This window comes from Micromonospora globbae, assembly GCF_003610785.1.
In the GTDB taxonomy this organism is placed as follows: Bacteria; Actinomycetota; Actinomycetes; order Mycobacteriales; family Micromonosporaceae; genus Micromonospora; species Micromonospora globbae.
This window is the reverse complement of record NZ_RAQQ01000010.1, coordinates 104,627-125,790: the sequence shown is the minus strand read 5'-3', so window position 1 is coordinate 125,790 and position 21,164 is coordinate 104,627. Positions and strand designations below refer to the sequence as shown.

The following is a 21,164-nucleotide window of genomic DNA, read 5'->3' as shown; positions in this document are numbered from 1 at the left end:
CACCCCATATTCCGGGTATTTCGGATAAGGCGGTGGGAACCACGGTAGGACCGCTACCGAAACCGAGGCCGTCCCCACGTAACGTTTCGGAAACACCCGTTGACCTTTGGAGCGCCAAATGTAGTGTTGCTCCCCAAGATGTGTGCCGTGTAGCGCAGGCCACATGGTGCGTGTGGGAAACCCACACCGTCGCGGAGGAGTGCAGCGGTGAAGGTGTCGGCTCGGCGTCACGAGATAGTCCAGCTCGTGCGCACCGCGGGGCGGGTGGACGCCGCCGAGCTGTCCCGGCGCTTCGCCGTGAACACCGAGACCATCCGGCGGGACCTGGCCGCGCTGGAGGCGGCGGGCGAGCTGCGCCGCGTCCACGGCGGCGCCGTTCCCCGCATCACCCTGGCCGCCGAGGGCCGCGTCGCCGGCCGGATCGCCGAACGCCGCGCGGAGAAGCTGGCGATCGCCCGCGCGGCGGTCGAGGAGATCCCCGCGTTCGGCGCCATCTTCATCGAGGCCGGTTCGACGACCGGTCATCTCAGCCGGCTGCTGCCCGACCGCGGCGACCTGCTCATCGTCACCAACGCCCTGCAGACCGCCCTCGAACTGACCGACCTCGGCCGCTCGACCGTGATGACCATCGGCGGCCGGGTCCGCTCGGAGAGCTACGCCGAGGTCGACGCGTGGGCCCTGGAACGACTCGCCCACCTGCGCTTCGACGTCGCCTTCGTCGGCGCCAACGCCGTCGACCTGACCTGGGGGCTGTCCACGCCGGACCCGAGCGAGGCAGCGGTGAAGGCGGCCATCCTCGCCTCCGCCCAGAAGACGGTGCTCATGACCGACCACACCAAGTTCGGCCTGACCGCCGCCTGCCGGTACGGCGCCGTCACCGACGTCGACCTCGTCGTCACCGACGCCGGGGTCGAGCCCTCCACCCTCGACGACCTACGTGCCCTCGGCGTCGACGTCCGCACCGCGGACCCAGCCGAGGTCCCCGATCCCCCCACCAGCAGCATCCCCACCACCTGGAGGAACTCATGAGCACCCGCTCGCGCGTCGTCAAGGCGCTCACCCGCGGCTCAGCCGCACTCCTGGCCGTCGCCCTGTTCACCTCCGCCTGCGGCAGCGACGGCGGGTCGGGCGGCGAGCCGGCCGAGCCGATCGCCGGACGGCCCACGCCGACGGACCAGAAGCCGGACGAGAAGGTCAAGATCGCGATGATCGGCTTCGCCAACAACCCGTACTGGGTCTCGGTGAAGGCCGGCGCCGACTACGCCGACCGGGTGCTGACCGACCGCAACGGCGAGGTCGACTGGATCGTCGCCGGCGACAACATCGACGTGCAGACCGTGTCGAGCGCGATCCGCGCCGCCGACGCCCAGGGCTACAAGGGCATCGGCTTCTTCATCGCGGGCGAGGGCAACTGCGCCGACATCAAGACGCTGTCGGCCAAGGGCCTCAAGATGGGCGCCTACAACACGCTCTTCGACTGCGTCGGGGAGTCCGGCGGCACCATCAACTACGCGCAGGAGCAGTACAAGGCCGGCCAGCTCGCGGCCCAGGAGATGATCAAGGCCGCCGGCGGCAAGGCCGGCAAGGTCGGCATCATCGTCAGCCAGTTCACCGCGCCCGGCTCCGAGCAGCGCCGCAAGGGCTTCGTCGACGGGCTCCAGGGCTCGAACCTGACCCTGGTCGGTGAGGGCGTCGAGGCCAAGGACTCCGCGTCCAACACCTTCGCCGCGGCCCAGAACTACCTGCAGTCCAACCCGGACCTGGTGGGCATCTACGCCACGGCCGGTGGCCCCTTCGGCGCCGCCCAGGCCGTCGCCGCCGCCAACAAGCAGGACACGGTCAAGGTGATCGGCTACGACATCACCACCGAGAACATCGACGCCATCAAGAACGGCTCCATGTACGGCGTCATCGGCCAGGACGCCTTCGGCCAGGGCTACAACGTCGCCGTCGAACTGTTCAACGCGGCGGTGACCGGCCAGGCGCCGGCGCAGGTGACGCAGGAAGCCACCGCCCCGTTCGTCACCAAGGACAACCTCGCCGAGCACGACCCGGCGACGCTGCCCCTGGGTACGCCGGGCGCGTCCTGACAGGAAGCGACCAGCATCTCCATGGCTACCACCCCTGTTGACGACGTCAGGCCGGCGGCACTCGCGGCCGTCGGCCTGGCGAAGTCGTTCGGCGCCGTCCAGGCGCTGCGCGACGTCTCCCTGACCTTCCCCGCCGGTCAGGTCACCGGACTGCTCGGCGAGAACGGCGCCGGCAAGTCCACCCTGATCCGCCTGTGCTCCGGGCAGATGCGACCCGACCGCGGCCGGCTCCTCCTCGACGGCGCCGAGGTCAGCTTCGCCACGCCGCTGGAGGCCATCGCGGCCGGCGTCGTCGTGGTCAACCAGGAACCGCTGCTGATCGGCGAACTCACCATCGCCGACAACCTCTTCCTGTACGACCTGGGGGAGCGACCCGGGTACGGGCGGGCCCGCCGCAGCGAGAACGTCCAGCGGGCCCGGGCCCTGCTCGACCGGCTCCGCATGGCCGACTACCTGCCGGACCCGTCCACCCTGTGCCGGGACCTGTCGGCGGCGTCGCGCCAGATGGTCGACATCGTCCGGGCGCTGTCCCGCCAGCCGAAGGTCCTCTTCCTCGACGAACCGAACTCCAGCCTCACCCGCGAGGAGTCCGAGCGGCTGTTCGCCGTCATGAACCGGCTGCGCGACGAGGGCGTCGCCGTGGTGCTCGTCAGCCACCGTCTCGCCGAGGTCTACTCGATCGTCGACAACGTGATCGTGCTGCGCGACGGCACGTTCGTCGCCGCCGGCCCGCCCGACGAGATCGACCAGGAGCGGGCGGTCGCGTTGATGGCCGGCGAGCGCAAGCGCGCGGTGGTGGCCGAGGTCATGGCCGACCGCGCCGAGGCCACCGCGCAGGCCGAGGCGGCCCTCGAACTGGACGGGCTGACCGGCGACGGTTTCGCCGGTGTGGACCTCACCGTCCACCGCGGCGAGATCGTCGGCATGGCCGGGCTGGTCGGCGCCGGCCGTACCGAGATCGCCGAGGCGGTCGTGGGTCTGCGGCGGGTCAGCGGGGGACGCATCCGCGTCGGCGGCCGTCCCGTCCGGATCCCGAACCCTGGCCGGGCCCAGCGGCTGGGCATCGCCTACGTCGCCGAGGAACGCCGGACCGAGGTGTTCCACGAGCAGAGCGTCGGCTACAACCTGACGGTCCGCATCCTGTCCTCGCTCGGCCGGCTGGGCTCGGTCTCCCCGGGCCGCGCCGGCCGGGCCGCCCGGGACCTCGCCCGGCGCTTCGGCGTGAAGGCCGCCTCGATCGAGGCGCCCATCACCTCGCTGTCCGGGGGAAACCAGCAGAAGGTGCTGCTCGCGCGGGCCCTCGCCGCCAAGCCCGAGGTGCTGATCCTCGACGAGCCCACGCGGGGCGTCGACGTCGGCACGAAGGCGGAGATCTACGCCACGCTGCGCGAACTCGCCCACGGCGAAGGGCTCGCCGTGTGGTTCATCTCCTCCGAACTGGAGGAGATCGTCGAACTCGCCGACCGGGTCGTGGTGATCCGGCGCGGCCAGGTCACCCTCGACGCCCCGAACAACGCCGGACCCAACCCCATCGTCGCCGCCGCCATGGGCGCAACCGAAGGATGAACATGAGTACCACGACCGCTCACACCCCGGAGCGCACCTGGAAGGGCCGCGCCCTCTCGGCGGTGAAACGCCAGGAAGCCGGCCTGCTCGGCGTCATCATCGTGCTCGGCCTGCTGGTGACGTTGGCCAACGACAACTTCCTCAGCAAGGACAACCTCTACAACGTCCTGCAGACCGTCGTCGTGGTCGGGATCATCGCGGTCGGGCAGACCTTCGTCCTGATCGCCAAGGAGATCGACCTGTCGGTCGGCTCGGTCCTCGCCCTCTCGGCGGTGAGCGCCGGCGCCGCCTACGGCAACGGGGTGAACCCGTGGCTGGCGATGGCCATCGGCATCGGCGTCGGGGCCCTGAGCGGGTTCGCCGTCGGTTCCGTCGTCGTCCTCGGCCGGGTCAGCTCGTTCATCGTCACGCTCGGCATGCTGTCGATCGCCCGGGGCCTCACCCAGCTGATCACCGGCGGCCTCCCGCAGACCATGCCGAGCGAGCTGTCCTTCATCGGCCAGGGGCGCGTGCTGGGCGGCATCCCGGTCAGCGTCATCATCTTCCTGGTGCTGGTGATCCTCGGCCAGCTCCTGCTCACCCGTACCGTCTTCGGGCTGCGCGTCACGGCCGTCGGCGACAACGACGCGGCCGCGCGCACCAGCGGCATCCCGGTGGGTCGCACCCGCATCCTCACCTTCGTCCTGATCGGCACGCTGGCCGGTGTGGCCGGCATCGTGTTCTCCACCCAGGTCGGCGTCGCGGAGGCCCAGGCCGGTCTCGGGTACGAGCTGGACGTCATCGCGGCGGCCGTCATCGGCGGCGCGAGCCTCTCCGGTGGGCGCGGGTCCATCATCGGGGCGTTCCTGGGCGCCTGCCTGCTCGGCGTGCTGCGCAACGCGTTCATCCTGCTCGCCCTGTCGCCGTTCCTCCAGCAGCTCAGCATCGGCCTCGTGATCGTCCTCGCCGCGCTGTTCGACCAGTGGCGCCAGGGCAACCTGCGGCACTTCAGCCTCGGCAACCTCCGGCAGCGGCTCGCCAACCGCACCAACGCCTGACCCCACCCGAAGGGACCACCGATGAAACCACAACCCTTCCGCCGCCACGACCAGCGTGTCGTCCGGGCCTTCCTGGAGGCCCGACGCCAGCACACGGCGGACGAACCGCGTCTCAAGCTCGGCTGGAGCAACTGGGGGTTCGGCACCGAGGACCTCGCCGCCTCCGCGGCCCGGTTGCAGCGCTACGGCGTGCGGTACATCGAGCTGCACGGCAACCTCTACTCGCCGGACCTGGGCTACCGCCCCGAGGAGACCCTCGCGGTGCTCGGGGACCACGGCATCACGGTCTCCGGGGTCTGCGGCATGGTGACGCCGGAGCAGGAGTTCGCCCACAACCTGCCGCACGTGCGTGCCCGCGCCATCGAGTACTTCCGCCGCCAGGCGGAGTTCACCCGGGCCGTCGGCGGCTCCTACCTGCTGTTCGGCGCCGCCTCGGTGGGCCGCCCCGGGCTGCTGGACTCCTACGAGATGCAGCGGTCGGCGCAGACCATGCGGCTCGTCGCCGACGACTTCGCCGCGGCCGGCATCCGCGGCGCCGTCGAGCCGATCCGGCCCGAGGAGACGAGCATCGTCCACACGTTCGCGCAGGCGCTGGAGCTGATCGACCTGGTCGACCACCCGGCGATCGCCCACGTCAACGGCGACCTCTACCACATGCTCAGCGGCGAGCTGCACATCGGCGCGACGATCCTCGACCATGGCCACCGGATGATCAACCTGCATCTGGCGGACACGAACCGCCGCGCACTCGGGCACGGCCTGCTCGACCTGGACATCGTCATCATGGCCCTGTACGCCGTCGGCTACCAGCGCGGGGACAACTACTGCTCCGCCGAGCCGCTCGGCGCCGGCGGCAACCCCTACGCCGCCATGAACCTGCCGCCGGACAGCGAGCGGCTCGACGAACTGGTCCGGGTCACGGCGCAGACCTTCCGGGAGCGCGAGGAGGAGGTGCTCGGCGCGAGCGACGACGAGCTCCGCGCGCTCTACCAGATCGACGCCGAGTAGGTCATGTCGACGACGTACACGCTGCACGTGGTCTGCCCGAACCCCGCGCTGGACCGGCTCCAGGTGGTCGAGACCTTCCGCCCGTTCGAGGTCAACCGGGTCACCACCGTGCGCAGTCTCGCCGGCGGCAAGGGCATGATCGTCTGCCGTGGGGCGCGCCGTCTCGGCGCCACCGTCACCGCGCACGGCTACGTCGGCGGCTCCACCGGGCAGGTCATCCGTCGCGGCTGCGACGAGCTGGGCGTACGCGACCGGCACATCGAGGTCGCGGGCGAGACCCGGGTGACGCCCGTCGTGATCGAGGAGAGCACGGGGCGCTCGACCGTGCTCAACGAGCGCGGGCCCACCGTCACGGCCGGCGAGCAGGAGCGGCTGCTCGCCGGCCTGGCCGAGGACGTACGCCCCGGCGACGTGGTGGTGACCACCGGCAGCCTCCCGCCCGGCTCGGCCCCCGACCTGCACGCGCGGATCGCCCGCCTGGCGCTGGCGCGGGGCGCCACGGCTCTCGTCGACGCCCAGGGTGACCCGCTCGCCCGGGTCATCGCCGACGTGCGCGCGGAACCGCCGGCGGGCCGGCTCGTCATCAAGCCGAACGTCCACGAGCTGGCCGGGGTCCTGGGCCGATCCCTGCCGGACGGGTCCGCCGCGGCCGACGCCGCCGCCGACCTGCACGCCGGGACGGGCGCCACGATCGTCGTCACGCTGGGCGCCGACGGCGCCCTGTGGGTCGACGGCGACGGCGAGCTCAGGGTGGACACGCCGGCCGTCGACACGGTCAACGCCACCGGGTCGGGCGACTCCTTCCTGGCCGGCCTGGCGGTCGCCCTCGGCCGGTCCGAGAGTCCCGCCTCGGCGCTCACCCTGGCCTCGGCCATGGGCGCGGCCAACGCCGCGTCGCTCGCGCCGGACGTGGACCCGGACCTGGTGGCGCGGCTCCGTTCGCGGGTGACCGTCACCCGCGGCGACGCGGGGGTGGTGGTCGCGCGGTGAGCCAGCAGTTCATCGGCGTCGACATCGGCACGACGCGCACCAAGGTCGGCTGCTACGACACGGCGGCCGGGCGCCTCGTGGCGCTGCACACCGCTCCCACCGTCGTGGCCGACGACCCGTGGGGTGGACGCCGCGACGCCGCGCTGCTCACGTCCTCCGTCGACGACCTGCTCGCCCGGCTGCTCGCCGACCCGGCGGTGCGGGTCGGCGACGTGGCGGGCGTCTGCGTCGGCTCGGTGGGCGAGGAGGTCGTCCTGTTCGACCGCGACGGGACGGTCACCGCGCCGGTGCTCGCCTGGTACGCGGGGCACGGCCGGGCGGCGAAGGCGGAGCGGACGCGCGCCGACGGGCCGTGGTCGGACCTGGACGACACCTTCTCGGTGTTCAAGCTGCTGTGGCTCGCGCACCACCTGCCCGAGGCGGTGGCGGCGGCGCGCACCTTCACGTCGCTCGCCGACCACGTGGCGCGGCACCTGCTCGCCGATCCCTCCGCGCCGGTGTTCCTCAACCGCTCCCACGCGTCGCGTACCGGCCTGTTCGACGTGCGCGCGGGGCGCCTCCGGCCGGACGTGCTGCCGGATCTCGGGCTCGGCACGCTCGCCCTGCCGGAACTGGTGGACAGCGCCACCCCGGTGGGTCGGGCCTCCGGGGCCGGCGTCCTTCCCCGCGGGGTTCCCGTCGTCGCCGGGGGCCACGACCACATGTGCGGCGCCTTCGGCGCCGGGGTGCGGGGCGCCGGTGACGTGTACGTCTCGGCCGGCACGTCGGAGGCGCAGCTCCTGCTCGTGACGGAGCTGCCGGACACCGTCGATCCCGGCGTCGACATCGGCGTGTTCGTGACGGGCGGGCTGCGCTACCTGCACCGGGCCACCCCGTCCGGCCGGTACTACCAGGCCTGGCACCGGCTGCTGTACGCCGGGGTCGACGACGGGGTGATGTGGGACGAGATCGGCCGCGTCGTGGACGACGTGGAGCCCGCGCTGATCGACGCCGACCGGCGGACCGCGCGGCTCGCCGCCCTGCCGATGGACCTCACCCGCGGCCACGCCATGGCCAGCCTCCTGAAGGGCCTCGCCGTCGAGGCCGAATCCGTCACCAGCCGGCTGGGGCGCCTCGGCGGCACCGACGTCGCCGACGTGACCATCGCCGGCGTGGCCGCCGGGTGGGACGTGTGGCGCCGGCTCCGGCAGCAGGCGACGCGCCGCCGGCTACGGTTCGTGGTCGAGCCCGAGGCGACCGTCCTCGGGGTCGCCGTCCTCGCGCAGCTCGGCGCGACCGGTCGGGCCGACCTGCCGGCCCGTCTGACCACCGTGGACACCGACTAGGAGCAGCATGAACGTCCCCGAGGTGCTGGGTCAGCACCGCCTCGTCCCCGTCATCGTCCTCGACGACGCCGCCCACGCCGAGCCGCTCGCCGGCGCGCTGGCCGCCGGCGGCCTGCCCATCGCCGAGGTCACCCTGCGCACCCCCGCGGCCGTCGACGCGATCGCCCGGATGGCCGCACACGGCGGTGTGCTCGTCGGCGCCGGCACGGTCACCACCGTGGCGCAGGTCGACGCCGCGGTGCGGGCCGGCGCGAGGTTCGTCGTGTCGCCCGGATTCAGCGAGCCGGTCGTGCGGCGCTGCCAGGAGCACGGCGTCTTCGCGCTGCCCGGCGCCACGACGGCGACCGAGGTCATGGCCGCGCTGGCCGCCGACGTCACGGTGCTGAAGTTCTTCCCCGCCGGCACGTCGGGCGGCGCCGCGGCGGTGGCCGCGCTGTCCGCGCCCTTCGGCCAGGTGTCGTTCGTGCCGACCGGCGGCATCGACGCCGCCTCGGCGGGCGACTACCTCGCGGTGCCGTCGGTCCTCGCCGTGGGTGGGAGCTGGATGGTGCCCCGGAAGCTGGTGGCGGCCGGGGACTTCGCGCGCGTGACCGAGCTGGTCGCCGAGAGCGTCGCGGCCGTCGCGCGTCCCGCCTGATCGCCGCGCCGGGCGGGCCGGCACCCTCCACGCGCCGCCTCCGGTCGATCCGGAGGCGGCGCGTTGACGCGTCGATACCGGCGACCTACAGTCATTACGGGCTGGACCGATACTGGCCCCGAAGGCTCACCGAGAGCTGCCGGCGGACACGGACCCCGCGCGCTCCGGCAAGCCGGTTCGAAGGTCGGCCGCCGGTTCACCGGTGGTCGCTCCGACCACGGAAGCGGGCGCTCATGACCAACCGCCGTACGTTGCTCCGCTCCGCCGTCGCCCTCGCCGCGGCGCCGGCCATCCCGCTCGCCCGGCCGGCCGCCGCCGCGGAACCCGCCGATCCCGGCGTGACCGTGGACCCCTTCGGCGTCCCGCTGCGCGACGTGCTGCTGATCGGCGGCACCGTCGCACCGGGACCCGACGGGACGCCGGTGCTCTGGTCCGCGGTCTCCGGCGAACCGGCGCGGCTCGCCGCGATCGACCCGGCGACCGGCCGCACCGTCTCCGACCAACCCCTCACCGGGGCGCCCGGCTCGTACGCGGTCGCCGCCGCCCCCGACGGCACCGTCTACGTCGGCGCGTACACCACCGGCGACCTGTACCGGCGCCGGCCGGGGCCGGACAGCCCCGTGGAGAACCTCGGCCGCCCCCTGCCGTCGGAGACGTACATCTGGCGGATCGCCGTCGACGACGCCGGTGTCGTGTACGGCGGCACCTTCCCCGGCGGGCGGGTCTTCGCCTACGACCCGGCCACCGGGACCACCCGTGACTACGGGCAGGTGCTCCCCGGCGTGCAGTACGTCCGCAGCCTCGCGGTCACCACCGACACGATCTACGCCGGCACCCAGCCGGACGCCCACCTGTTCGCGATCGACAAGGTCACCGGGGAGCGGCGGGAACTGCCGCTGCCCGAGGGGCTGGGCGACGGCGCCGGCCGGACGGTGTACGACCTGAACGTCCACGACGGTCGCGTGTACGCCCGGTACGGCTCGGCCACCACCGGGCGGCTGGGCGTGTACGACATCGCCGGCCGGCGGTGGACCGACCTGATCGACGACGTCGCCGGCCTCGACGTCTCCGCGCCCGGCCCCGGCGGCCTGGTCTACCTCACCCGCGCCGGCCGGCTCACCGGCTACCATCCGGGCCGGCGCACGTTCACCGACACGCCGCTGGTCTTCCCCGGGCGGGTGGTCAACAACCGGGGCATCGGCTGGGTCACCCTCGCCGACCGGGACTGGCCCGGTCGCACCCTCGTCGGGCTGCTCTGGCGGGGTGACCTGTTCCGCTGGAACCCGGTGACGGGACGGGGCGACGTCGTGCCGACGGACGTGCCCGGCGAGCCCATCCCGATCGCGTCGCTGCACGTCGGCGCGTCCGGCGCGGTGTGGGTGGGCGGCTACCTCAACGGCGGCCTCGCCCGGGTCGACGCGGACACGGGCCAGTCGACCTTCCAGCGCTTCGCCCAGGTGGAGGGCATCCTGGAGACCGGCGGCCAGGTCTGGCTCGGCGCGTACCCCGACTCGCGGCTCTACCGGTACGACCCGGCGAAGCCGTGGAGCAGCCCGGAGTACTCCCCGGGCGTGCCGGGCAGCGCGGACAACCCGCTGAAGCTCGTCGACCTCAAGGCCGCCGACCAGGTGCGCGCCCGCGCGCTGACCGACGCCGGGGACATGGTGGCCTACGGCACCATGCCCAACACCACCCTCGGCGGCGCCCTCGTCGTGGTGGACAAGGCCACGGGCGCGTCCCGTGTGCACCGGCCCGTGGTGACCGACCAGTCGATCGTGAGCCTGACCCATCTCAACGGGCTGATCGTGGGCGGCACCTCCGTCGCCGGCGGCTACAGCGTCCCGCCGCCCACCCAGTCCGAGGCGCGGATCTTCGGCTGGGACGTGGCGAGCGACGGCAAGGTGTTCGAGTTCGTGCCGGTGCCGGGCGCGACGGCCGTGCCGGCCCTGGCGGCCGACCGGACCGGTCTGCTGTGGGGGCTGGCCGGGGGACAGCTCTTCGCCGTCGATCTCGCGGCCCGGGCCGTCGTACGGCGCATGCAGCTCGCCCCCGGAGTCACCGACAGCCGCGGCCGGCTCGGCTACGACGCCCCGCGTCACCTGCTGTACGCGCTGGTCGGCGGCCACCTGCTGGTGCGGGTGGACCCGGACACCGGCGCCTCGCGGATCCTGCTGGACCAGCCGGCGGAGTTCCTCGCCGTGCACCCGGACGGCCGGCTCTTCGTCGGCGCGGAGGAGCACCTCCTGCGGGTCACCGTGCGCTGATCCGCGCGGCCGCGACGGGCCGGTGACTCCGAGGGGGAGTCACCGGCCCGCCGCGCCGACCCGGTGGCCCGAGCTGGTGCCCGGGTGAGGTGCGCCGGCTCAGCCCACGGGTCGGGCCGACCGGTCGGGCTGGGCCGGGGGCCGCGGGTCGGCGGCCGGGGCGGCGAGCGGGACCGGCACGCCGCCCGCCAGGCGGCTGCGCTCGGCCGCGAACGCCATGCGGTGGCTGTCCAGGGACTCCCACGGTCCCGAGCGCACCACCGACCGGTCCCCGGTCGCCACCGCCTCGACGAACGCGGCCATCAGCCGCATGTCGCCGCCGCCGTGGCCGGAGCCGGCGTCCGCGCCGCCGCCCCGGGTGTCGGTGGTGACGGTGGCGCCGGTGACGAAGTCGGTCACGCTGACCTGCTCGCCGTCGCCCTCCAGGTAGCCGTGGGTGCCCATGATCCGGGTCCGCCGGTGGCCGCCGGGCGTGAACGCGCTCATGGTGAGCGTGGCCGTCGCCCCGCCCGCGAAGGAGACGGTGACGCTCTGGTGGTCGGCGACGTCGTTGCCGCCGCCGAACACGCACCGGCCGTACGGGCCGTCGCGCAGCGCCGTGGTCACGCCGGACGGGGTCAGGTCGCGGGTCACCACGGACAGCGGCCACTCGTGCCGACCGGGGTCGGCCAGGCAGTCGTGGTAGAAGCGGACGGCCGAGTACGGGCAGCGCGACTCGACCGGGCAGTCGAGGCAGCGCTCGGCCGCGCCCGCGGGCCGGTTGCCGGGGTGGAAGTGGTGCAGACCGCCGACGCTGCTGACGCGTACGGGGGTGTCGTCCACGATGTAGCGCAGCCAGTCGAGGTCGTGGCAGCACTTGGCGAGCAGGCTGCTGGACGACGTGTCGGCGCGGCGCCAGTTGCCGCGTACGTAGGAGTGGGCGAAGTGCCACCAGCCGACGGGTTCGAGGTGTTCCACGCCGACGATCCGTCCGAGCGCGCCCGCCCGGACCTGCCGCCGCACCTCGTCGGTGTAGCGGGTGTACCGCAGGACGTGGCACACGGCGAGCAGGACCCCGGTGCGCTCCGCCGCCTCGGCGACGGCCACGCACTCGGCCTCGGTCGGGGCGATGGGCTTCTCGAGCAGCACGTGGTAGCCCAGCTCGGCGAACCGGGCCGCCGGCTCGGCGTGCTCGCGGTCGGGCGTGGCGAGCACGACCGCGTCGGCGAGCCGGGGGAGGGCGGCCAGCGCCCGCCACGAGTCGAGGCGTCCCTCCGGCGGCACGCCGTGCGCGTCGGCGAGCGCGTCGCGGTGGGTGGCGCGGGGGTCGGCGATCGCCACGACGCGGGCCCGGTCCGGGGACCGGAGGGCGTAGCCGGCGTACGTGGTGCCGCGGTTGCCGGCGCCGACGACGGCGAGGGAGACGACCATCGGGTTCCTTCGCTATTACGGGACTGGATCGATCTGGCCAGGTCTCGGTACGAACAGTAACGATGCGACCTCGATACTCTTCGGCTCTAGTATCGGCCCGGACCGTAAGTTAATGTACTGCCCACCTGACTCCCCCGGAAGGATGCGAGATGCGTGTTCGCAAGAGCCTGTCGGCCGTCGCGGTGGCGCTCGTCGCCGCGCTCGCGGCCACGGGCTGTGGCGGTTCGGACTCCGGTGGTTCCGGCAAGACCACCGTGACGATGTGGACATACCCGGTGATCGTCGACGAGGCGCAGCACCGCGCCTACTGGGACGAGACCGTCAAGGCGTTCCAGGCCGCGAACCCCGACATCACCGTGAAGGTCGAGATCTTCCCCTGGGCCAACCGCGACCAGGCGTTGGCCACCGCGATCGCCGGCAACAAGGGGCCGGACGTCGTGTACCTGATCCCCGACCAGCTGCCCAAGTACGCCCGCAACATCGAGCCGGTCGACAAGTACCTCGACGACGCGTCCAAGAGCGACTACCACGAGAACGTGATGCAGTCGGTGACCATCGACGGCAAGATGATGGGCGCCCCGATCCTCACCAGCGCCGCCACGCCGATCTGCAACAAGAAGGTCTTCGCCGACGTCGGCGAGACGACCTACCCGACCAGCTGGAACGATCTGCTCACCCTCGCGCCGAAGTTCAAGGCCAAGGGCTACGACGTCACGGCGTACGCCGGCGACTCGAAGCAGACCCTGAACCAGACCTTCTACCCGCTGCTGTGGCAGGCCGGCGGCGACGTGTTCGCCGCCGACGGCAAGTCGGTCGTCTTCAACAGCGAGGCCGGCCGCAAGGCGCTGAACTTCGTCAAGCAGCTCGTCGACGGCGGCTACGTCGACAAGGGCCTCATCACCAACGTCCCGTCCATCGAGCAGACCCGCGTCGGCCAGGGCAAGGTCGGCTGCGTCTGGTACGTGCCGGTGGCGGAGGTGGAGAAGCTGTGGGGCAAGGAGAACATCCAAGCCGTCCCGCACTTCACCGAGACGAAGCAGATCGGCTACGGCACGGTCGGCTCGCTGGCGATGCTGAAGGGCTCCAAGGAGAAGGAGGCGGCCGGCAAGTGGATCGCCTTCGCCACCAACGCCGAGAACACCAAGAAGTACGACCTCGCCTCGAACTTCTTCTCGCCGCGGAAGTCCACCGGTGCGCTGTGGACCGATGACCCGGTCCTGAGCGTCCAGGAGAAGCAGGTGTCCGCCAGCACCGTCGGCCCGCTGCACGAGAAGGCCCGGGACGTGCAGGGCGTCCTCTTCCCCGAGATCCAGGCCGCGCTGCTCGGCAAGAAGTCGGTGGAGCAGGCGCTCGACGACGCGGCGAAGGCCGCCGACCCGCTGCTCGGCTGATCCTGACGCGGCTCGCGGTGGGCGTAGCGTGCCCACCGCGAGCCGTCGAGAAAGGTTGTCAGATGGTTGCACTACCGGAGAGCCGGGTCCGCGGCTCACGGCCGGCACGCGGCCCGGTCCGGCGGCCACGCCGCCCGTCCGCCCGCGAGGCCGGCACCGCCCTGCTGTTCGTCCTGCCGTTCCTGCTGCTCTTCGCCCTGTTCCGGTTCGGGCCGGCGATCGCCGGGGTGTTCCTCGGCTTCACCGACTACACCATCGGCGGCGACACCAGCTGGACGGGCCTGGAGAACTTCCGCAGGCTCGTCGACGACCCGACCTTCTGGACGGCGCTGCGCGTGACGGTGGTCTTCACCGCGCTGTCCGTACCGCTGTCGATGCTGGCCTCCCTCGGCATGGCGCTGCTGACCCGCCGTGCCTTCCGCGGCGCGAAGCTCTTCCGGTCCATCTTCTTCCTGCCCGTGGTGACCAGCCTCGTCCTCGCCGGGGTGGTCTTCACCTGGGTCTTCGCCGACGGCGGCCCGTGGTCCCGGGCGATGGGCGCGCTCGGCCTGCCGGCGGGCAACTGGCTCGCCGACAGCGCGCTGGTGGTGCCGGCCCTGGTCCTCGTGTCGGTCTGGTCCCGGTTCGGCTACGGCATGCTCATCCTGCTCGCCCGGATGCAGGACATCCCCGCGGAGCTGGAGGAGGCCGCCCTCACCGACGGCGCCTCGGCCTGGCAGCGCTTCCGGTACGTGACGCTGCCGCAGCTGCGGCCCGCCCTGTTCTTCGTGGCGATCATCGAGACCACCGTGTCGTTCCAGGTCTTCGACATGATCTACGTGATGACCGGGGGCGGTCCGGTCCGGTCCAGCTACAGCCTCGTGTACCTGCTCTACGACCAGGGCTTCAAGTACTTCGACCTGGGCTACGCGAGCGCCGTCGGAGTGGCCCTGTTCGTGATGACGATCGTCGTGGCGCTGATCCAGCGGCTGACCCTCGGGAGGGACAAATGACGGACACCATCACGCCCCCCGCCACCGCCGCGACCGCGCCGCCCGCCCGCAGCCGGCGTCCCTACCGGGTCGGCCGGGGTGGGCGGGGCTGGCTGGTCGGCCGCGGCGCGCTGCTGCTGATCGGCGCGGCCGTCACGCTCTTCCCCTTCTACGCGATGGTCGTGCTGTCGTTCAAGCCGACCGGACCGGTGACGTTCCCGGACAGCCTGCTGCCCTGGCCGTTCTCCACCGAGGCGTACGACCAGGTGATCGGCGCCAAGAGCATGCTGCGGTGGATGTGGAACACGCTCCTCTACGCCGTGGTGTCGGTGGTCGGGGTGCTGCTGTTCGCCTCCATGGCCGGCTACGCCTTCGCCAAGAAGCGGTTCCCCGGCAAGGAGACCATGTTCTGGTCGTTCCTGGCCATGCTGATGGTGCCGTACCACGTGACGATGATCCCGACGTTCATCATCATCTCGGAGCTGAACGGCGTCGACACGTACTGGGGCATGATCGTGCCGACCCTGGCCAACGCCCAGGCGGTGTTCCTCATGCGGCAGTTCATCGCCTCGCTGCCCGACTCGCTGTTCGAGGCCGCCCGCCTCGACGGCTGCTCGGAGTGGCGGGTGTACGTCTCGATCGTCCTGCCGCTGATCAAGCCCATCCTGGCGACTCTGGGCGTCTTCGTCTTCCTCTGGCACTGGAACGACTTCCTCTGGCCGCTCATCGTCGGCCAGAGCATCGACATGCGGACGCTCACCACCGGCATCGCCTCGCTCCAGCAGGAGAATGTGCCGCTCAACATGCTCCTCGCCGGATCGGTGGTCGCGTTCGTGCCGATCTTCATGGCCTACCTGATCGGGCAGCGCTACTTCCAGGAGGGCGTCTCCACCACGGGGATCAAGGGGTGACCGTCATCGCCGTGGCGGCGCCGCCGGAGGTGCGTGACCTGTTCTTCGACGCCGACACGTGGGCGGCGCTGCGCCGGCTGGGCGAGGTGCGGCTGCCGCCCCCGGAGGCGGACGTCGGCGACGAGGCGACCCTCGCCGCCCTGCTCGCCGGCGCCGACGTGGTCGTCACCGGCTGGGGGTGCGCGCCGCTGTCGACCGCGGTGCTGGCCGCCGCGCCGGGACTGCGGCTGCTCGCCCACACCGGAGCGAGCGTCAAACCGTTCGTCACGCCCGAGAGCTTCGCCCGCGGGGTGCGGGTCACGCAGGCGGGGGAGGCGATGGCGTACGCGGTGGGGGAGCAGGCGCTCGCGCTGACCCTCGCCCTGCTGCACCGGGTGCACCGCTTCGATCACGCCCTGCGCAACGGCGTCGACTGGGCCACCGCGAAGGCGGCCCCGCCACGGCGGGAGCTGCGCGGGGCGACGGTCGGGGTGGTCGGGGCGTCCCGCACCGGCCGGGCCTACCTCGGCCTCGTGCGCGCGCTCGGGGCGCGGGTGCTGGTGGCCGACCCGTACCTGTCGGATGCGGAGGCGGCGACGCTCGGGGCCGAACGGGTCGCGCTCGACGACCTGCTGCGCCGCAGCCAGGTCGTGTCGCTGCACGCGCCCGTCCTGCCCGAGACGGTCGGGATGATCGGGGCTCGGGAGCTGGCCCTGCTGCCCGGCGGCGCCCTGCTCGTCAACACCGCCCGGGCCGCGCTCGTGGACGAGGCCGCCCTGCTGGCCGCGCTGCGCGCCGGCCGGATCGACGCGGCCCTGGACGTCTTCGACGCCGAGCCGCTGCCGGCGGACCATCCGCTGCGCCGCCTGCCGAACGTGCTGCTGACCCCGCACGAGGCGGCCGGCACTGTCGAGTCGCGCCGCCGCGCCGGCGCCATCGTCGTCGCCGAGATCCACCGGTTCCTGCGCGGTCGGCCCCTCGCGCACGAGGTGCGGCCCGAACAGCTCGACCGGACCGGCTGACCTGCGGTGGCGTCGCCCGAGTGCGGATGAGTAGCCTCAGCGCTCATGCGCATCGCTCTGGCCGGACTCGCCACCAGTCACCCGTACACGGACGCCCGTGCCCTGCGTGACCACGCGGAGCTGGTGGTGTGGGAGCCCGATCCGCAGCGGCTGGCGCGGTTCCGCGACGAGCAGCCGGACGCGGTGGTGGCGCCGGACCTGTCCGCGCTGCTGGCGACCGATCCCCACGGGGTGGTGCTGACCGTGCCCACCCCGGACGTGCCCGAGGCGCTGGCCCGGGTGCTGGAGCGCGGGCTGCCGTGCTTCGTCAACAAGCCGGCCGCGGCGACGCTCGACCAGCTCGACCGGCTGGAGCGCGTGGTGGCGCGGGCCCCCGAGCTGGTGCTCACCTCGTCGGTCCTGCGCTTCGCGCCGGCCTTCGTGGGCTGGGACGTGCGGCCCGAGGAGGTGCTGTCGGTACGCGCCACGGTGCGCCACGACGTCGGCCTCTGGGCGACCGGCTACAACCCGTGGCAGGACGACCCGGCCGTCGGCGGCGGAACCCTGGTCATGATGGGCCTGCACGGGGTGGAGCTGCTCGTGGCGCTCCTCGGCCCGGCCGTCTCGCTGGTGGGCGCGACCTCCACGGTGCGCCGGCACCGCGGGCTGCGCTCGGAGGACATCGGGCTGCTCGCGGTGCGGTGGGACGACGGGGTGCCCGGCGTCGTCGAGGTGCTCGGGGTCAGCCAGGACGAGGCGTACGAGGTGACCGTCCACACGGTCACCGGTGAGCGCCGGGTGGTGCTGCGCGGCGGCGCCGACGAGCTGGGCTACCGCGCCACCATCGACGCGTTCGTGAGCATGGTCCGCGGAGCGCCGAGCCCCGTGCCGTGGGCGCAGACCCGTGCCGTGCTCGGCGTCCTCGCGGCCGCGCGCGCCGCGGCCTGACACCCGTTCCCGCCGCGGCGCCGGCCGCTGCCCGGCCCAGCGTCATCTCCACTGCCTGGCCGTCGTCCCCGCCGCTGCCCGGCCGTCGTCCTCGCGTGCCCGGTCCCGCAGCGGCCCCGACCGGATCGGCGTGCGCCGCGCCTTGACGCCCCCCTAGCCGGAGGTTACGGTCATGACCGTTACTTCGGAAGGGGTGTGGTGGCATGCGTACCGTGGCGGAACTGGAGGAGCGGCTCTCCCGCCCGCGGGACGTCCTCGTGGACGACCTGCGCAAGCTCGACGGGGACATCCTGGTCCTGGGCGCGGGCGGCAAGCTGGGGCCGAGCCTCGTCCGGCTGGCCCTGCGTGGCGTGGCGGCGGCGGGCACCGGCGCGCGCGTCGTCGCGGTGTCCCGCTTCTCCGAGCCGGGGCTGGCCGACAGCCTGCGCGACGAGGGCGCCGAGATCGTCGAGGCGGACGTCGCGGACGACGCCGCGCTGCACGCGCTGCCGGACGCGGCCAACGTCGTCTTCCTGGTCGGTGCCAAGTTCGGCACCTCCGGCCGGGAGCACGCCACCTGGGCCACCAACACGTACCTGCCCGGGCGCGTCGCGCAGCGCTTCGCCGGCTCCCGCCTGGTGGCCCTCAGCACCGGCAACGTGTACCCGCTCGTGCCGGTGACCTCCGGCGGATGCGTCGAGCAGACCCCGGTGGACCCGGTCGGCGAGTACGCCATGTCCTGCCTGGGCCGCGAACGCATCCTCACCCACTTCGCGCTGCGCGACGGCACCCCGCTGGCCCTCATCCGGCTCAACTACGCGGTCGAGATGCGCTACGGCGTGCTCGTCGACATCGCCCGGGCCGTGCACGCCGGTGAGGCCGTGGACCTCGGCATGGGCCACGCCAACGTCGTCTGGCAGGGCTACGCCAACGAGGTCGTCCTGCGCGCCCTGCACCACGCGGCGACCCCGCCGTTCGTCCTGAACCTGACCGGACCGGAGCTGATCTCCGTCCGCCAGGTGGCCACCGCGGTCGCCGCCCGGCTCGGTCGGGAGCCGGTGTTCACCGGCACCGAGGCGCCGACCGCCCTGCTGTCCAACGCCCAGCTCTGCCACCGACTCTTCGGCTACCCCGACCTTCCGGTCGCCGAGCTGATCGAGCTCACGGCGGACTGGGTGGCCGGCGGCGGGCCCCTGCTCGACAAGCCCACCGGATTCCAGCGCCGCGACGGGAAGTTCTAGGAGACACCGTGTTGACCGCATCGAGCACCCGACAGGCCGCGGCCCTGGCCCGCTTCCGGCAGGGGTGCGTCATCCCCGCCCACCCGCTCGCGCTGACCCCCGACCGGCGCCTCGACGAGCGCCGGCAACGGGCGCTGACCCGCTACTACCTCGCCTCGGGCGCGGGCGGCATCGCCGTCGGCGTGCACACGACCCAGTTCGCCATCCACGATCCCGCCGTGGGGCTGCTCGCCCCGGTGCTGGAACTCGCCGCCGAGACCGCCGCGGGCTCCGACGCCGTCCTGGTGGCCGGCGCGTGCGGGGACACCGCCCAGGCCGTCGCCGAGGCCGAGCTCGCCGCCTCGCTCGGCTACCACATGGTGCTGCTCTCGCCGTACGCCGGGCTGGACGAGGACGGCCTCGTCGAGCGGGCCCGGGCGGTCGGTGAGGTGCTGCCGGTCATCGGCTTCTACCTCCAGCCGGCCGTCGGCGGCCGGGAGCTGTCCCGCGGCTTCTGGGCCCGGCTGGCCGCGCTGGAGTCGGTGGTCGGCATCAAGGTGGCCCCGTTCGACCGCTACCGCACCCTCGACGTGCTGCACGGCGTCTGCGCCGCCGGTCGCAACGGGGACCTCGCCCTCTACACCGGCAACGACGACCACATCCTCGCCGACCTCGTGGCCCCGCACCGGGTCATCGTGGACGGCCGGGCCGTCGAGGTCGAGTTCGTCGGCGGACTGCTCGGCCAGTGGGCCGTCTGGGCGGGCACCGCCGTGACCCTGCTCGACGAGGCCCGACGGGCCCGCGACGGCGACGACGCCGCGCTGCGCCGGCTGCTCACGCTCGACGGTCACCTGACCGACGCCAACGCGGCGATCTTCGACGCCGCCAACGGCTACCACGGCTGCATCCCCGGCATCCACGAGGTGCTGCGCCGGCAGGGCCTGCTGGCCGGCCGGTGGTGCCTCGACCCGGCCGAGGACCTGTCGCCGGGGCAGATGGCCGAGCTGGACCGGGTGCACCGTGCCTACCCGCACCTGCGCGACGACGACTTCGTGGCCGCGCACCTTGACGAGTGGCTGGCGTGAGAGCGCCCCTTCCGGCGTGACAGCGGCCGGTCCGCGCTTCCGCGGGTGCGGACCGGCCGGCGTCAGAGGGTCAGGCGGTAGAGGGTGAGCGGGCGACCGCTGCTGCCGGAGGCCAGGTTGCCGGTGCGCTCGGCGAGCCCGGCCAGTTCGAGACGGTGCAGCATGCGCCGCGCCGTACGTTGCTGCACCCGCAGCTGGTCGGCGACCTCGCGGCTGGTCAGCGGTTCGTTGCCGAGCGCGGTGCGGACCTCCCGCAGCCGCAGCAGCGTGGGCACCGACAGGCCGACCCGCTGGGCGATGACGGCGAGGTTCGCCTCCGCGGGCCGCGGTGGCGGGGTGGTCGACTCGAGCACGATGTCGGTCTCGCCGCGCAGCGAGAGCACGGCCGTCGTGGGGCCGACCCGGCGGGCCCGGCTCAGCGCGCGGCGGGCCAGGTTCTCCGCCTCCGCGGCGCTGCGGCCCAGCCCGAAGCCGATCTGCACCGTCTCGTGGCGGTCGGCGAGGCGGCGGAGCATCGGCAGCGCCGTGAACCCGCCGGTGGCGTCGTGCAGCGGCCCGCGGGTGGTGACGATCAGGTACGTGTCGGAGGCGAACCGCGCGAGCGTGCCGCCGAGCCCGGCGACCTCCTTGAGCAGCCCGTCGTCGCCGTCGGACAGGGTCGCCAGCCCGAGCGCGATCTGCGCGTCCTCCTGCGCCTGGCTCCCGACGTGCAGCAGGAGCTGGCGCAGCGCGGTGCGCACCGAGTGGTTCGACGGCGCGAGGCGGAACGCGGGCATCTCGCGGCGCAGCACCTCGTACACCGAGCTGATGCAGCTCACGGCGACGTCGGCGCCGGCCTTGCGCTGCCGGCGGTGGAAGGCGACCACGTCGTCGGAGCCCAGGCCGCTGCGGTAGGGCAGCGTCCGCACCCCGTCCACCGGCAGCCCCGCCTCGCCGAACGTGGCGGCGACGTCGACGCCGGTGACGGTGTCGATGGACATGCGGGTGACGTCCCGGCCGTCGCGCAGCAGCCGCACGGCGGCCTGGAGCAGGGTGGCGCCGGTGTAGTCCACGAACACGGCGGGCCGGTGCAGGACGTTCGCCTCCCGCGCGAGGGTGTACGGCACCACGCCGGTGAAGAGCCACGCCTCCACCTGGCCCCCGTGCGCCTCGACGATCGCCGGGGCCTGCGACTCGTGGTCGTAGTGCAGCCGCCGCGCGGCGACGCCGGGCTGCTCCTCGCAGGTGGCAGCCACGTCGTCGACCAGGTCGTGCGGACCGACGACCCCGATCTCGATGGTCACCGCTGCCTCCTGTGGGGGTTGCGTTGCTCGCAGGACAAGATTACGGTCAGGCCCGGTATTGCAGAAGCC

18 protein-coding genes are annotated in these 21,164 nt (G+C 73.2%); 16 read left to right on the top strand and 2 right to left on the bottom strand.

What is annotated here, in order from left to right; all coding sequences use genetic code 11:
• Positions 1 to 207 precede the first annotated feature (207 nt).
• From D7I43_RS15615 to D7I43_RS15575, 9 genes are all read left to right on the top strand, one after another.
• On the top strand, positions 208 to 1,029 hold the full coding sequence (locus D7I43_RS15615; protein WP_120329229.1) for a DeoR/GlpR family DNA-binding transcription regulator: 822 nt from the start codon (positions 208 to 210) through the stop codon (positions 1,027 to 1,029).
• On the top strand, positions 1,026 to 2,090 hold the full coding sequence (locus D7I43_RS15610; RefSeq protein WP_120329228.1) for a sugar ABC transporter substrate-binding protein: 1,065 nt from the start codon (positions 1,026 to 1,028) through the stop codon (positions 2,088 to 2,090). Before D7I43_RS15615 ends, D7I43_RS15610 begins: the two co-directional genes overlap by 4 nt.
• Before the next feature lie 21 nt (positions 2,091 to 2,111).
• Positions 2,112 to 3,656, top strand: coding sequence for a sugar ABC transporter ATP-binding protein (locus D7I43_RS15605; protein WP_120329227.1), 1,545 nt, complete (start codon positions 2,112 to 2,114; stop codon positions 3,654 to 3,656).
• A gap of 2 nt (positions 3,657 to 3,658) precedes the next feature.
• Entirely contained in the window at positions 3,659 to 4,693 is a 1,035-nt protein-coding gene (locus D7I43_RS15600; RefSeq protein ID WP_158610103.1) for an ABC transporter permease, read from the top strand.
• A 21-nt stretch (positions 4,694 to 4,714) separates the two neighbouring features.
• Complete coding sequence (locus D7I43_RS15595) at positions 4,715 to 5,701, top strand: sugar phosphate isomerase/epimerase family protein (protein ID WP_120329225.1); 987 nt, start codon at positions 4,715 to 4,717, stop codon at positions 5,699 to 5,701.
• 3 nt (positions 5,702 to 5,704) lie between these two features.
• Positions 5,705 to 6,691 (top strand): 1-phosphofructokinase family hexose kinase, encoded by a 987-nt coding sequence (locus D7I43_RS15590; protein ID WP_120329224.1) that lies wholly within the window; start codon positions 5,705 to 5,707, stop codon positions 6,689 to 6,691.
• Positions 6,688 to 8,016 (top strand): FGGY-family carbohydrate kinase, encoded by a 1,329-nt coding sequence (locus D7I43_RS15585; protein WP_120329223.1) that lies wholly within the window; start codon positions 6,688 to 6,690, stop codon positions 8,014 to 8,016. Before D7I43_RS15590 ends, D7I43_RS15585 begins: the two co-directional genes overlap by 4 nt.
• Before the next feature lie 7 nt (positions 8,017 to 8,023).
• Entirely contained in the window at positions 8,024 to 8,653 is a 630-nt protein-coding gene (gene eda, locus D7I43_RS15580; protein WP_120329222.1) for a bifunctional 4-hydroxy-2-oxoglutarate aldolase/2-dehydro-3-deoxy-phosphogluconate aldolase, read from the top strand.
• 233 nt (positions 8,654 to 8,886) lie between these two features.
• A complete protein-coding gene (locus D7I43_RS15575) occupies positions 8,887 to 10,917 on the top strand; it encodes an outer membrane protein assembly factor BamB family protein (protein ID WP_120329221.1) in 2,031 nt (676 codons plus the stop codon).
• A 99-nt stretch (positions 10,918 to 11,016) separates the two neighbouring features.
• On the opposite strand, the gene D7I43_RS15570 is transcribed toward D7I43_RS15575, so the two are convergent.
• A complete protein-coding gene (locus tag D7I43_RS15570) occupies positions 11,017 to 12,327 on the bottom strand; it encodes a Gfo/Idh/MocA family protein (RefSeq protein WP_120329220.1) in 1,311 nt (436 codons plus the stop codon).
• Positions 12,328 to 12,476: 149 nt separating this feature from the next.
• Here D7I43_RS15570 and D7I43_RS15565 point away from each other — a divergent pair, with 149 nt between their 5' ends.
• The 7 genes from D7I43_RS15565 to D7I43_RS15535 all read left to right on the top strand — a co-directional run bounded on the left by D7I43_RS15565 (position 12,477) and on the right by D7I43_RS15535 (position 19,812).
• On the top strand, positions 12,477 to 13,718 hold the full coding sequence (locus tag D7I43_RS15565) for an ABC transporter substrate-binding protein (RefSeq protein WP_120329219.1): 1,242 nt from the start codon (positions 12,477 to 12,479) through the stop codon (positions 13,716 to 13,718).
• Positions 13,719 to 13,780: 62 nt separating this feature from the next.
• On the top strand, positions 13,781 to 14,710 hold the full coding sequence (locus tag D7I43_RS15560; protein WP_120329218.1) for a carbohydrate ABC transporter permease: 930 nt from the start codon (positions 13,781 to 13,783) through the stop codon (positions 14,708 to 14,710).
• Positions 14,707 to 15,600 (top strand): carbohydrate ABC transporter permease, encoded by an 894-nt coding sequence (locus D7I43_RS15555; protein ID WP_120329217.1) that lies wholly within the window; start codon positions 14,707 to 14,709, stop codon positions 15,598 to 15,600. Before D7I43_RS15560 ends, D7I43_RS15555 begins: the two co-directional genes overlap by 4 nt.
• Positions 15,597 to 16,601 carry a hydroxyacid dehydrogenase gene (locus D7I43_RS15550; RefSeq protein ID WP_120329216.1) on the top strand — a complete coding sequence of 335 codons (1,005 nt, stop codon included), beginning with the start codon at positions 15,597 to 15,599 and terminating at the stop codon, positions 16,599 to 16,601. Before D7I43_RS15555 ends, D7I43_RS15550 begins: the two co-directional genes overlap by 4 nt.
• Positions 16,602 to 16,646: 45 nt before the next feature.
• Positions 16,647 to 17,528 (top strand): Gfo/Idh/MocA family protein, encoded by an 882-nt coding sequence (locus D7I43_RS15545; RefSeq protein ID WP_120329215.1) that lies wholly within the window; start codon positions 16,647 to 16,649, stop codon positions 17,526 to 17,528.
• A gap of 203 nt (positions 17,529 to 17,731) precedes the next feature.
• Complete coding sequence (locus D7I43_RS15540) at positions 17,732 to 18,748, top strand: NAD-dependent epimerase/dehydratase family protein (protein ID WP_120329214.1); 1,017 nt, start codon at positions 17,732 to 17,734, stop codon at positions 18,746 to 18,748.
• 8 nt (positions 18,749 to 18,756) lie between these two features.
• On the top strand, positions 18,757 to 19,812 hold the full coding sequence (locus tag D7I43_RS15535) for a dihydrodipicolinate synthase family protein (protein ID WP_204985197.1): 1,056 nt from the start codon (positions 18,757 to 18,759) through the stop codon (positions 19,810 to 19,812).
• Positions 19,813 to 19,874: 62 nt separating this feature from the next.
• Here D7I43_RS15535 and D7I43_RS15530 read toward each other — a convergent pair whose 3' ends face one another.
• Complete coding sequence (locus D7I43_RS15530; RefSeq protein ID WP_120329213.1) at positions 19,875 to 21,095, bottom strand: helix-turn-helix domain-containing protein; 1,221 nt, start codon at positions 21,093 to 21,095, stop codon at positions 19,875 to 19,877.
• Positions 21,096 to 21,164: the final 69 nt, after the last annotated feature.